Origin of the sequence: Pseudomonas sp. NFACC46-3, assembly GCF_900114515.1 — a bacterium.
Taxonomy (GTDB): Bacteria; Pseudomonadota; Gammaproteobacteria; order Pseudomonadales; family Pseudomonadaceae; genus Aquipseudomonas; species Aquipseudomonas fluorescens_Q.
Genome location: NZ_FOTH01000029.1, coordinates 35,154 through 48,208 on the forward strand (window position 1 = coordinate 35,154; position 13,055 = coordinate 48,208).

General features: G+C 61.7%; 10 protein-coding genes. 5 read left to right on the forward strand and 5 right to left on the reverse strand.

The genetic code is table 11. From position 1 onward, the window contains the following. Nucleotides 1–88: 88 nt before the first annotated feature. The 4 genes from rsmA to BM300_RS23600 are packed head-to-tail and all read right to left on the reverse strand — an operon-like array spanning nt 89 to nt 5,955. Complete coding sequence (gene rsmA / locus BM300_RS23585) at nt 89–907, reverse strand: 16S rRNA (adenine(1518)-N(6)/adenine(1519)-N(6))-dimethyltransferase RsmA (RefSeq protein ID WP_092464195.1); 819 nt, start codon at nt 905–907, stop codon at nt 89–91. Continuing rightward, entirely contained in the window at nt 904–1,893 is a 990-nt protein-coding gene (gene pdxA, locus BM300_RS23590) for a 4-hydroxythreonine-4-phosphate dehydrogenase PdxA (RefSeq protein WP_063324110.1), read from the reverse strand. Before pdxA ends, rsmA begins: the two co-directional genes overlap by 4 nt. Then, nucleotides 1,890–3,206 carry a peptidylprolyl isomerase SurA gene (gene surA / locus BM300_RS23595; protein ID WP_139197732.1) on the reverse strand — a complete coding sequence of 439 codons (1,317 nt, stop codon included), beginning with the start codon at nt 3,204–3,206 and terminating at the stop codon, nt 1,890–1,892. The genes pdxA and surA overlap by 4 nt, the downstream gene beginning before the upstream one ends. After that, nucleotides 3,187–5,955, reverse strand: coding sequence for an LPS-assembly protein LptD (locus BM300_RS23600; protein ID WP_063324111.1), 2,769 nt, complete (start codon nt 5,953–5,955; stop codon nt 3,187–3,189). Before BM300_RS23600 ends, surA begins: the two co-directional genes overlap by 20 nt. A 130-nt stretch (nt 5,956–6,085) precedes the next feature. On the opposite strand from BM300_RS23600, the gene BM300_RS23605 reads away from it, so the two are divergent. From BM300_RS23605 to BM300_RS23615, 3 genes are read left to right on the forward strand one after another with little or no spacing between them, the layout of a single operon-like run. After that, nucleotides 6,086–7,111: an aminoglycoside phosphotransferase family protein gene (locus tag BM300_RS23605; protein ID WP_063324112.1), complete on the forward strand. Its 1,026-nt coding sequence runs from the start codon at nt 6,086–6,088 to the stop codon at nt 7,109–7,111. Continuing rightward, on the forward strand, nt 7,108–7,779 hold the full coding sequence (gene murU, locus BM300_RS23610; protein WP_092464197.1) for an N-acetylmuramate alpha-1-phosphate uridylyltransferase MurU: 672 nt from the start codon (nt 7,108–7,110) through the stop codon (nt 7,777–7,779). The genes BM300_RS23605 and murU overlap by 4 nt, the downstream gene beginning before the upstream one ends. Nucleotide 7,780: 1 nt before the next feature. Further along, a complete protein-coding gene (locus BM300_RS23615; RefSeq protein WP_072342471.1) occupies nt 7,781–8,548 on the forward strand; it encodes a TerB family tellurite resistance protein in 768 nt (255 codons plus the stop codon). Between the two features lie 172 nt (nt 8,549–8,720). On the opposite strand, the gene BM300_RS23620 is transcribed toward BM300_RS23615, so the two are convergent. Further along, nucleotides 8,721–9,713: an alpha/beta hydrolase family protein gene (locus BM300_RS23620; protein ID WP_092464199.1), complete on the reverse strand. Its 993-nt coding sequence runs from the start codon at nt 9,711–9,713 to the stop codon at nt 8,721–8,723. Between the two features lie 74 nt (nt 9,714–9,787). Here BM300_RS23620 and BM300_RS23625 point away from each other — a divergent pair, with 74 nt between their 5' ends. Together BM300_RS23625 and BM300_RS23630 are read left to right on the forward strand one after the other, a co-directional pair. Continuing rightward, nucleotides 9,788–12,184, forward strand: coding sequence for a PAS domain-containing sensor histidine kinase (locus BM300_RS23625; protein ID WP_092221558.1), 2,397 nt, complete (start codon nt 9,788–9,790; stop codon nt 12,182–12,184). Nucleotides 12,185–12,308: 124 nt separating this feature from the next. Continuing rightward, complete coding sequence (locus BM300_RS23630; RefSeq protein ID WP_003206156.1) at nt 12,309–12,938, forward strand: response regulator; 630 nt, start codon at nt 12,309–12,311, stop codon at nt 12,936–12,938. The last annotated feature ends 117 nt before the right edge of the window (nt 12,939–13,055 follow it).

A 13,055-nucleotide genomic window follows, 5' to 3' on the forward strand; every position in this document is an offset into this window, starting at 1 on the left:
ACGCGGGCGCGACTCAGGAGATCAGTCTAGGCCAAGTATCGGGTAGTAGACCAGACTGGCGTACTGCCCGATAGCGATCGTCACCCGTTCAGTTGGCGTCGACTTGCGGGACGACCTGTTCACTGAGTTTGTCGGCCAGGCGCACGAACGCTGCCAGGTCCAACTGCTCTGGGCGCAGGCTGCCATCGACGCCGGCGGCTTCGATTTCGGTGCTGCTGAGCAATAGTTTCAGGGTGTTGCGCAAGGTTTTGCGGCGCTGGTTGAACGCTTCGCGTACCACCCGCTCCAGCAGGCGATGATCCTTGGCCGGGTGCGGCAGGATGGCATGGGGCACCAGGCGGACAATGGCCGAGTCGACCTTCGGCGGCGGGTTGAACGCGCCCGGGCCTACGTTGAACAGGTGTTCGACCCGGCAATGGTACTGGACCATGATCGACAGGCGACCCCAGTCACCACCGCCAGGGCCGGCGGCGAGACGCTCGACCACTTCTTTCTGCAACATGAAATGCATGTCGCGGATCAGGCCGGCGTTGCTCAGCAGGTGGAAGATCAGCGGAGTGGAGATGTTGTACGGCAGGTTTCCCACCACCCGCAGGCTGTTCGGTGCAGCGTTCAGGCTATTGAAGTCGAACTTCAGCGCGTCGCCCTGGTGCAGGCTGAAATTGCTTCTGCCGGCGAACTGCTGGTTGAGGATCGGCACCAGGTCCTTGTCCAGTTCCACCACGTCCAGTTGTGCGCCGCTGTCGAGCAGGCCCTCGGTCAGGGCGCCCTGGCCCGGGCCGATTTCCAGCAGGCGGTCGTCGGGCTTGGCCCGGATCGAGCGCAGGATACGATCGATCACGCCGGCGTCATGCAGGAAGTTCTGGCCGAAACGCTTGCGCGCGCGGTGTTGGTATTGCTCGGTCATAAATGGGTCTCGGCCATCTGGTAGGCGGTTTCCAGCGCGACTTGCAGGCTGCCGGTATCGATCTTGCCGCTGCCGGCCAGGTCCAGGGCAGTGCCATGGTCCACGGAGGTGCGGATGATCGGCAGGCCCAGCGTCACGTTGACCGCCGCGCCGAAACCTTTGTACTTCAGCACGGGCAGGCCCTGGTCGTGGTACATCGCCAGCACCGCGTCGCAGTGCTCCAGATATTTTGGGGTAAACAGAGTGTCGGCAGGCAGCGGGCCACGCAGGTCCATGCCCTCGCTGCGCAGGCGCTCCAAAGTGGGTTCGATGATGTCGATTTCTTCACGGCCCAGGTGTCCGCCTTCGCCCGCGTGGGGATTGAGCCCGCAAACGAGGATGCGCGGCCGGGCGATGCCGAATTTTTCCTGCAGGTCGGCGTGCAGGATGCGCGTGACCCGCTCCAGGCGTTCCGGGGTGATGGCGTCGGCGACGTCCCGCAAGGGCAGGTGAGTGGTCACCAGGGCCACACGCAGCCCACGGGTAGCGAGCATCATCACCACTTGCGCGGTGTGGGTCAGGTCCGCCAGGAATTCGGTGTGCCCGGAAAAGGCAATCCCGGATTCGTTGATCACGCCTTTGTGCACCGGTGCGGTGATCATGCCGGCGAAGGCACCGTCCAGGCAGCCCTGGCCGGCGCGGGTCAGGGTCTCGAGGACGAACGCGGCGTTGGCCTTGTCCAACTGCCCTGTGACGACCGGAGCACCCAGGGGCGTATCCCAGACATACAGGCTGTTGGCGGGTGCCGGGACGTCCGGCCAGGCCTGCGAGGTCACGGGCAACAGGTTGACGACCAGCCCCAGTTGCGCGGCCCGCTCAAGGAGCAGGTCGCGACTGGTGATGGCAATCAGGGGGTGTGGCTGGGCTTGCGAGGCGAGCAGCAGGCACAGGTCGGGACCGATGCCGGCTGGTTCGCCGGGGGTCAGCGCGAAACGCTTGGGTTTCACTGCGCTGCCTGGTCTGCACCAGGAAGTTTGATTTCAACGTAGGCTTCGTCGCGAATCTGACGCAGCCAGGTTTGCAGCTCTTCGTCGTATTTGCGGTTGCGCAAGACAGTCATTGCCTGCTGTTCGCGAGCCTGGGTGGTGCTGTCAGTGGCGCGGCGGCCAAGGACTTCCAGCACGTGCCAGCCATAAGGGCTCTTGAACGGCTTGGACAACTGGCCTTGCGGCGTGTCAGCCATGACCTGGCGGAACTCGGGAACCAGTGCATTGGGGTCAACCCAATTCAGGTCGCCGCCGTTGAGGGCCGAGCCCGGGTCTTCGGAAAAACTCTTCGCCAGTTCAGCAAAGTCTTCGCCCGCTTCGATGCGGTCGTAGAGTTTCTCCGCCAGGCGCTTGGTCTCGGCTTCGCTGCGAATCTCGCTTGGCTTGATCAGGATGTGGCGAACATGGACTTCGTCACGGACCTGGGTTCCGCCACCGCGCTTTTCCAGCACTTTCAGGATAATGAAGCCGCCCGGGGTGCGTGCTGGCTGGGTGATGTCGCCCACGGCCATGGCGCTCAGTTCACGGTCGAACGGAGGCGGCAGTTGAGCGGGTTTTCTCCAGCCCATGTCACCGCCTTCCAGGGCGTTGTCGCTGCCCGACTTGGCAATGGCCATCTGACCGAAATCAGCGCCTTGCTTGAGTTGCTGGTAGACATCCATTGCCTGGCGATAAGCGCTCTGGATCGCTTCGGAGTTGGCGCTTTCCGGGGTTGGAATCAGGATGTTCGCCAAGTGCAGTTCTTCGGAAAGCTGCATCTTGCCCAGGTCCGAGGCGAGGAAGTTTTTCACTTCCTGCTCCGACACCTGGATGCGTTCGGCCACACGGCGCTGACGCACACGGCTGATGACCATTTCGCGGCGGATCTGATCACGGGCGTCCTCGTAGGAGAGGCCGTCGCGAGCCAGGGCGGCGCGGAACTGGTCGATGCTCATGTTATTGCGCTGGGCAATGGTGCCGACGGCCTGGTTCAGTTCTTCATCGGTGATGCGAATGCCGGAGCGTTCGCCGATCTGCAACTGCAGGTTTTCGACGATCAGGCGTTCGAGCACTTGCTGGTCCAGCACGCCCGGAGGCGGCAGGCCTCCGCCGCGCTTGGCGATGGTTTGCTGCACTTCATGGACGCGCTGGTCCAGCTGGCTCTGCATGACCACGTCGTTGTCGACGATGGCCACCACTTTATCGATGGACTGTACCGCGGCGTTGGCCGCGGTACCCAGGAACAGCGCGCCCAGCATCAGCGGGCGCAGACAATCAGAAAGCTTGGTCTTCACGTTCACGATAACCTTGGATGCCTTTGTCGAGGAAGCTCTCTACCTTGGCGCCGGTCAGGCCGCCGAGTCCCTTCAGAACAATTTGGAGGAAGATGCCGTGGTCGCCTTTTTCGTTTTCCGGGGCGGCTTGACTGAACTCTTCGTAGTCGACCCAGTAACGGTTGATCAGGCGCAGTTTCCAGCAGCAATTGTCGTATTCGAAACCACCGAAGGCTTCCAGGGTACGGTTGCGGTTGTAGTCATACTGCCAGCGGCTGATGAGGTTCCACTGTGGCACGATCGGCCAGATGACCGAGAAGTCGTGCTGCTTGATCTTGTAGTAGTCCTTCACATAGTCCGCATCGCCCGGGCGACCATAGTCGCCACCGCCCACTTGCCATTGGCCGGTCGCCTCGTCGTAGCGGACCTGGTCGTTGCGGTAGCGGTAACCGGCATTGATGACCTTGTTCGGGTTGTCTTCCGGCTGGTAATGGAACATCGCGCTACCCGAGCGGGGGCTGCGGGTGTCCGGGTCCCAGTTGTAGGTCGCAGTGGTGCGCCAGTCGCGGTTCCAGTGGTATTCGTATTCCAGTGCGTACGGAGAAACGTCCGACTTGGCGTCTTCTCGAGTATCGAAGTCAATGCCTGGCAATTGGACTTTGCGATCCTTGAAATAAAACGCCTGGCCGACGGCGAGACGTTGGCGCTCAAAGCCGTTCTCTTCAATCCAGCGGCTGGTCACGCCCAAGGACAACTTGTTCTCGTCCCCGACACGGTCAGAGCCGGTGAAGCGATTGTCGCGAAACAACGAGGAATAGCTAAAGGTCGATTCGCTGGTATCGAAGATAGGAATGTCGCTCTGGTCCTTCTCGGGTACATAGAGATAGAACAGGCGTGGTTCCAGGGTCTGACGATAGTTGGTGCCAAACCATTGCGTGTTGCGGTCGAAGTACAGACCGCTGTCGATGCTGGCGATAGGGACACTGCGGTTTGGCGTGCTGTCGTAGCCGTTTCCAACGACGCTCTTGCCCGTACCATCCAGATCCAAATCATATTGGGTGTATTGGTACTTGAGGGACGGTTTGAGATAGCCATAGGACGCGGTCATCGGCAGGCTCATAACCGGCGCGAGGTTCATGCGATTGCCGTTAGCCCGTGCCAGGCCGCGAACGTTGGTATCCAGCCACGGCTCGACGTTGCCGTCCTCATCGGTATAGTTGCCAGTGCGCAAATCACGGTCAAACCGCACCAACTCTGTCTTGTATGCGAAATCCAGCCCATACGGGTGCTCCGGCAGAGCACCGCTGAACGTAATCTGGGGCAGGCGGTTGTACGGTGTGATCTTCGAAATCGTCGCCAACTGGTAGGCCTGTGCATTCAAGCGGGCAACGTAGTTATCCCCCCGATAGCTGACGATCCCTTGCTGATTGACGCGATCATTGGTCTCGATACCAATCTGATCGCTTTTAAGATCCTGGAAATAGTAAGGATCGCTGATCTTGGTGTAGTCGACTTCCGTCAGCACGCGCGAGTCGAGGCCGCCCTTGTGCTGCCAGTTATACATGTAGCGGGTCTTGTCGTAGTCGCTTTGCCCGCTGCGCTCATCGTCCTCGTCGTTGAGGTACGCAGCACCGAACTGACCTTCGCTGGATTTGGTCAGGTAGCGGAATTCGCCTTCCATCAACAGGCCGCGCTTGGCCATGTAGCGCGGATACAACGTGGCATCGTAGTTCGGCGCCAGGTTGAAGTAGTACGGGGTGACCAGCAGGAAGCCGGTGTCGCTGCCGCTGCCGATGGTCGGCGGCAGGAAGCCGGACTGGCGACGGTCGTCGATCGGGAAGTAGATGTACGGTGTGTACAGGACCGGGAAGTCCTTGACCCGCAGCGTCACGTTGGTCGCGGTACCGAAGCCGGTGGCCGGGTTCAGGGTGATGTTGTTGCCCTTGAGCGTCCAGGCGTTGCTGTTCGGTTCGCACGTGGTGTACGTACCGTCCTTGAGACGGATGATCGCATTCTCTGCACGCTTGGCGTACAGCGCGTTACCGCGAATACGCGACTTGTGCATCACGTATTCGGCGTTGTCGACCTTGGCTTCGCCGGTGTCCAGCTGTACATCGGCATGGTCGCCGACGATCAGTGCACCGTTGTCGCGAACGCGGACGTTACCGCTCAGCTCACCGCGGTTCTCAGCCTGGTACAGGCTGGCCTCGTCGGCCTCGACCTGCATGCTGCCCTGGCGCATGACCACGTCGCCGGCCAGCGTCGCCACCTGTTCTTCCTGTTGATAGCGCGAAGCCTTGGCGCCGAGGAAGGTAGGAGCGTCGCTCTTGGCCGTCTTGTCGTTCATGCCAGGACGGGTCGGCTCGATATAGGCACCCGAGCAGTAAGGGCCGGTTTCAGCCAATTGCGCCGGGGTAAGGTTCTCCCGTGGAACCCAATCCAGGTGACTGTAGTCTGCACTGCGCGACTTCAGGCCGCGGCCCTTGGCTTCGGTAACGAGCATCGGCTTTTCGCCGGCTTCCTCGCCCGAGCTGCTGTCGGCCGGAGCCGCGCCGCTGTCGGAAACCGCACTGCCGTCATGCACGGGGCGCGGCGGCAACGCGGCGGCCGGTGTCTTGGGTGCACAGTCCCAGGCACCCGAAGCGGAGACGGAGCAGTCATACTGCTGCGCCGCGACGACGAATGAAGAGGCCAGGGGTTGCAGGGCCAGCAGACTGCCGGTGACCAGCAACGGAAATTTTTTACGAAACGCGGGGGATTTCAATGCCATCTTATTAGTCCGGGCTTCCTGCGTGCCATCTGCCCGCGGTGTGGGCCGCACGCCTCTCGATGGTCTGAAAAAGATGCTGGATAATAAAGCATGACCCGCTTGACGGCTAGCGCCGTCGGAGACCCTTGCAATGCCCGACCAAGATGTACGCTTGCAACACCTGAAAGTTTGGCTCGATGAACAACTGCCGATCCTTTTCACTCAACAGGGCTGGGGCCCCGTACCCCCGGCCACGTTGACCGCCGCCAGCAGTGACGCGAGTTTTCGGCGTTATTTCCGCTGGGAAGGCGAGGGTCGCAGTTTGATCGTAATGGATGCGCCACCGCCCCAGGAAAACTGCAAACCCTTTGTGGATATTGCTTTTTTGCTGGCGAAATCCGGCATTAACGTGCCAAAAATTTATGCCGAAGACCTTGAGCGCGGCTTTCTTTTGCTCAATGACTTGGGCAACCAAACCTATCTGGACGTGATCAACGGCGAAAATGCCGACGATTTATTCCGCGATGCCCTGCAAGCCTTGCTGGCTTTCCAGCAACTGCCAATGGTTGCGCCGTTGCCGAGCTACGATGTCGCGTTGTTGCGTCGGGAGCTGGAATTGTTCCCCGAGTGGTACGTCAAGCGCGAGCTGGGGATTGAATTGGATTCGGCCCAGCAGCAGCTCTGGCAGCAGGCCAGCGAGCTGCTGATCGACAGCGCCCTGGCCCAGCCCAAAGTGCTGGTGCACCGGGACTACATGCCACGCAACCTGATGCTCAGCGTGCCGAACCCCGGCGTGCTGGATTTTCAGGATGCCGTCTATGGTCCCGTTACCTACGACGTGACCTGCCTGTTCAAGGACGCTTTCCTCAGTTGGCCCGAGGCGCGCGTGCGCGGCTGGCTGGAGAGTTACTGGCAGCAGGCCGGCGCCCTCGGCATTCCCGTGCAGCCGGACCTCGAGGACTTCCTGCGGGCCAGCGATTTGATGGGTGTGCAGCGTCATCTAAAGGTCATCGGGATCTTCGCGCGCATTTGTCATCGTGATGGCAAGCCACGCTACCTCGGCGATGTGCCGCGATTCTTTGCTTATATAGAAGCGGTCATTGCCCGCCGTCCGGAACTGGCACCGCTCGATGAACTTCTGGGCAGCCTGCGGCAATCGGCCGGAGCAACGGCATGAAGGCGATGATTCTGGCGGCAGGCAAGGGCGAACGCATGCGCCCCTTGACCCTTACCACGCCAAAGCCGTTGATTCGCGTCGGTGGTGTTCCCTTGATCGAATACCACTTGCGGGCGCTGGCCAGGGCCGGATTCACCGAGATCGTGATCAATCACGCCTGGCTCGGTCAGCAGATCGAAGATCACCTGGGGGATGGTGCACGGTTTGGCGTGAGCATTCGGTTTTCCCCTGAAGGCGAGCCGCTGGAAACCGGCGGTGGAGTCTTCCGGGCCTTGCCGCTGCTGGGCGATGAAGCGTTTGTGGTGGTGAACGGCGATGTCTGGACCGACTACGACTTCAGCGCTTTGCGCCGGCCGCTCGAAGGGTTGGCGCACCTGGTGCTCGTCGATAATCCCGAGCATCACCCAGACGGCGATTTCGTCCTGGTCGACGGAAAGGTTCACGATAGGCACGCCCCTGCCGACAACCTGACCTATAGCGGCATCGCCGTTCTGCACCCGCGGTTGTTCGACGGTTGCGCGGAGGGTGCGTTCAAGCTCGCACCGCTGTTGCGCGCGGCCATGGCCGAGGGACGCGTCAGTGGCGAGCACCTCAAAGGGCATTGGGTCGATGTCGGCACCCATGAACGTTTGGCGCAGGTCGAAACCTTGATAGAAGCGAGCGGTTGATATGTGGTGGCCAGGGACTCTGATTGGAGCCGGGGCGGGCTTTGCCATAGCCAGCATCCCGGGGGCCATGCTTGGTGCGTTATTAGGACAAGCGTTGGATAGGCGCCTAAACGTGCAAAGCTGGGAGCAGCTTCGTGAGCGTCTGGGCGGGCGCCCAGCGTTGCGCAACGATGAACTGTTGTTTGTGTTGCTGGGGCGTTTGGCGAAAAGCGATGGGCGTGTGGTCGACGGTCACATCCAACAGGCTCGCCAGGAAATGCGGGCCCTGGACCTGAGCGAATCGGCGCAACGCCGGGCCATCGCTGCATTCAACCGGGGCAAGTCTGGAGATGTCCGCCTACGCGGTTATCTGCGCCGCCTCAGCACCCAGCCGCATGCGGCGGAAGGCGTGCTGCGGGCCTGCTGGCGAATGGTTTGGGCTGATGGCAAGGCGGGCGTCGGCGAGCGTGAATTGATTGCCCGGTGGGGCAAGTGGCTGGGCTGGACCCAACAACAGGTCCAGGCATTGGCCAGCGATTACGAACCGCACAAACTGTCGCTGCCCAGCAGTGGGGTGACGTATCAGGAGGCGTTGCGTTTGCTGGGCGTTTCCGCCACCAGCGAACCGTCACAGATCAAGCGCGCTTACCGACGCCTGCTCAGTCGCCACCATCCGGACAAGATTGCCGGCAGCGGGGCAACGCCCTTGCAGGTGCGTGAAGCCACTGACAGGACTCGGGAGTTGCACAACGCCTATCGCTTGATACGGGAACGGCGGAATTTCCGGTAGCGCTACTATCCCCTGTGGCGAGGGAGCTTGCTCCCGCTGGAGCGCGAAGCGGTCCCCAAAGCGGGCACTGCGGTTCTTCGTAAAGACCCGGATTGCGACTGCTGCGCAGCCGAACGGGAGCAAGCTCCCTCGCCACAGGAGGGTGGGCGCCGACATCCCGAACGGGTCAGCCTTACTCCCCCGCCTTCTGCGGATTCAACCAACCCCGGACCCGACGAAACAGCTGCTCCTGCTCCGCCGCCGGGTTCGGCAGGGCCTTGAGGGACACCTGGCTGAAGGTCGAGCCTTTCAAGCGTTTGCTCGCCTGCAAGCGCTCCAGCGCCGCGTTTCGATCCAGCGGCTTGTCCATGTAGAAAATGTCGGCGGTCGCCAGTTTCAAGGTCGAGGTCAGTTCGGCCAGGGCCGGCTTGGCGGTGGCCGGGGTCTGGGCGGCCACCATCACTAAGCGTTCGACTTGTGAGGGCTGCTTTTCACTCAAGTAGCGCGCTGCCCAATAAGCGCCAGTGCCATGGCCCAGCAGCACGATACGGCGTGCGCTTTGCTGTTCGGCGTAGGCCAGGGCTGCATCGATACGGGCGAAGATGCGCTCGGCGTCGGCCTTGGCATGTTCTTCATCGGTTTGGTCGACGACGGGATCTGCCGCATCGGCTTCGCCGCCTGCGGCCTGTTCGATCGGCGCCGCAGTGGTGGCGTCCGGTGCTGCGGCAGCGGTGTCGGTCGGCTTGGTCTCTGGCGGTGTTTCTACCACACGCGGTGCAATGACGTCGCTTTGCAGGTCCGGCAGGGTGATACTCAGGCTGCTCCACTCAACATCTGGCAACTTTTTCCGCAAAGGGCCGATAGCTTGAGGCCAGTCAGCTGTTTCGCCGGCGCCGGGGATTATGATGACTGCGCCTCTGGGGTCGCCGGTATTGGCCGGTTTCCACAGTGCCAGGAAGGCATCGCTGCCGGTCTGTAACTGTTGTTGTTCCTGGGCCGGGACTCTTCGTTCAAGTGCGGTCGCCTCTTCCTGGCTACGCTCGAGCAAGGGTTGGCGCTCGACGGGTTTTTCCTCGGCAGGTTGCTGCGCGGCGGGCGCCGTTTCACTGGCCTGTACAGAAAAGGCACTTGGCAGGATCAGCGACAGGCACAATGCTGGCAACGCCAGGCGATAAACAGAGGGCATTGGATATTCCATGACCAGAAGTATTTCCGGCAGCCTAATGGGTTGGTCAGTATTTGTCAGTGCATGAGACTTCGATGATGCGTTTTTGCTGCCTGTGGGTTATCGGCTGTTTATGGCTTCCCTTGATGGCGTGGGCCGCGCCCGCACCGTCGACGCATGGGGTGCAATTGAATGCGGGACAGCGCCAATGGTTGGTGCAACATCCGCAATGGCGGGTCGGCCTGGTATTGCAGGCGCCCTATGCCCAATACGACCGGCGCCTGCAGCGTTTGTCCGGCACTAACGTCGAGTTGATGCAATGGCTGGGCAAGGCGTTGAACGTCGAGCTCACCTGGCGCAATTTCCAGGACCTGGCACAACTGGAAGCAGCGGTGCGCGCCGGCGAGGTGGACGTAGCTCCGGGCCTGACCCAATCCCCGGGCGGGCTCAAGCTCTGGCAGTTTTCCGATCCCTATATGCGAGTGCCGCAACTGATCGTCGGCGCGCAGAAGGGCGCCGAAGGGGTGGAGTTGGAAAAACTCGACAGCCAGGCCCGGGTCGCGGTGCGCATGCCCAGCGCGACGGCCGATTACCTGCGCAGCAACTACCCGACGCTGAATCTGCAAGGTGTGCCGATGGAGCGCGAGGCCCTGCAATTATTGCTGACCCAGCAGGCTCGATACGCGGTGGTCGACGAGGCACAGCTCGGGCGGTTGATGGTCGAGCCCGAATTCGCCGAGCTGGCGGTGGTGGGCGACATCGGCCTGCCGCAGTTGCTGCGGGTTGCCACACGCCGGGACTGGCCGGAACTGGCCGAGATCATCGACAGCGGTTTGCAGGCGATCCCGGCCAAGGCGCTGGAGCAATTGCACAGCCGTTGGCTCAAGCCAAAATATCCACGTCTGACCGAGACCCCGGGCTTCTGGCAGAACTTGACCCTATTGATTCTGGCCCTGCTGCTCAGCAGCGTCTCCATCGTGTTCTGGCAGCGCCGCCAGCAACGCGCACTGGAGCGTCGTCTGCGTGCCGCGAGGGAGGACATCGCTCAGCGTACGGCCAGCGAAGAAGCCTTGCGCCTGACGCAGTTTTCCATCGATCAAAGTACGGTCGGCATCCTCTGGGTCAATTGGGACAGTCACGTGCGTTATGCCAACCGAGCGGCTGAAACCATGCTCGGGTATGCCTCGGGCGCCATCATCGACCGCCCCTTGATTGACTTCGAGCCGGGTTTGCACATGGATCGCTGGCTGAACCTGTGGAAGCGCGCCCGGGCCAGCGAAGATGGGCCGCAGAGTTTCGAAACCGAATGCGTGCGAGCCGATGGCAGCATCTTGCCGGCTGACGTTTCTCTGAGCTTCCTGCGCTTTCGCGACGCTGAATACCTGGTGGTCTACCTCAATGATGTGACCGAGCGCCGACGAGCGCTGGCGGCGTTGCGCGAAAGCGAAGCGCGGTTGCAAGGTATTGCCGCTAATGTGCCAGGCCTGGTCTTTCGCCTGGAGCGGGCGCCGGTGACCGGCCAGATCGACTTTGCCTACATCAGCGAAGGCAGCGAAAGCCTGGTGGGTTATTCCCCTGCAACCCTGGCCCGCAGCGACACCGGGCTGCGCAGCCTGGTGCACCCGCAGGACAAGGCCGATTACCACCGCACTCAGGACCAGGCGCTGGACACCGACAGTGACTGGTCATGGCAAGGCCGCATCCTGACCCGCGAAGGCCAGGAGCGCTGGGCCGAGATCAAAGCGATCACCCGCCGTCTCGAAGATGGCGCCTATGTCTGGGACGGAATCGTCTGGGACATCACCGAAAGCAAGCGCATCGAACTGGAGCTGGCCAGCTCACGGGAACAGTTGCGCGAATTGTCAGCGCACCTGGAAAGTGTGCGGGAAGAGGAAAAGGCGCGCATTGCCCGGGAGGTCCACGACGAGCTGGGCCAGATGCTGACGGTGTTGAAGCTAGAAACATCCATGTGCGAATTGGCCTACGCGCAACTCGACCCGGGCCTGCATGAGCGGCTTAATAGCATGAAGCGCCTGATTGCTCAGTTGTTCCAGCTGGTGCGGGATGTGGCAACGGCGCTCCGCCCGCCGATCCTGGATGCTGGCATTGCCTCGGCCATCGAATGGCAGGCTCGGCGTTTCGAGGCGCGTACGCAGATCCCATGCCTGGTGCAGGTGCCGGACAACCTGCCGGCCCTGAGCGACGCCAAGGCCATTGGCCTGTTCCGGATTCTCCAGGAAGCGCTGACCAACGTGATGCGCCATGCCCAAGCGCATACTGTAGAGCTGACGCTGGTTCAGGAGGGCGACGAATTGTGTCTGACCGTCAGCGACGACGGTGTAGGATTTATTGCCGATACGAGTCGGCCAACCTCCTTTGGCCTGGTCGGCATGCGTGAACGAGTATTGATCATGGGCGGGCAGTTGACCCTGGAGAGTGAGCCGGGGGAGGGGACGACCCTGTCGGTGCGGGTGCCGTTGCATGAGGCCTGATGGGGTGGGTTGCCTGGGCGGGCCCAATCGCGAGCCAGCTCGCTCCACATTGATTGAGATGTACACATACGCCCTGCGGGAGCGAGCTTGCTCGCGATGAGGGATCCTGAATCTGGAGAACAATGTGATCCGTGTACTGGTAGCCGAAGACCACACCATCGTCCGTGAAGGCATCAAGCAACTGATCGGCCTGGCCAAGGACCTGGTGGTGGTAGGGGAGGCGAGCAATGGTGAGCAGTTGCTCGAAACCTTGCGGCATGTGCCCTGCGAAGTGGTGCTGCTGGACATTTCCATGCCCGGCGTCAACGGCCTGGAGGCGATCCCACGGATCCGGGCGCTGAACAACCCGCCGGCCATCCTGGTGCTGTCGATGCATGACGAAGCGCAAATGGCCGCCCGTGCCCTGAAGGTCGGCGCCGCCGGCTACGCGACCAAGGACAGCGACCCGGCCCTGCTGCTCATGGCGATTCGCAAGGTCGCGGCCGGCGGACGCTATATCGACCCGGACCTGGCCGACCGCATGGTCTTTGAAGTCGGCCTGACCGACACGCGACCGCTGCACTCGCTGCTGTCCGAGCGTGAATTCTCCGTCTTCGAACGCCTGGCCCAGGGCGCCAACGTCAACGATATCGCCCAGCAACTGGCCCTGAGCAGCAAGACCATCAGCACCCACAAGGCGCGGCTGATGCAGAAGCTCAACATCACCTCATTGGCTGAGTTGGTGAAGTATGCGATGGAGCACAAGTTGCTCTGAGCTTCAGCGCTCCCACAAGGTTTTGTCTCGGCATATCCATTTGCGACACACGCCAACAGCGCTTTTTGCCCCTGCTTGCAGCTTGCCGCTCATCACTTGCCGCTGCCCTTATCCAAT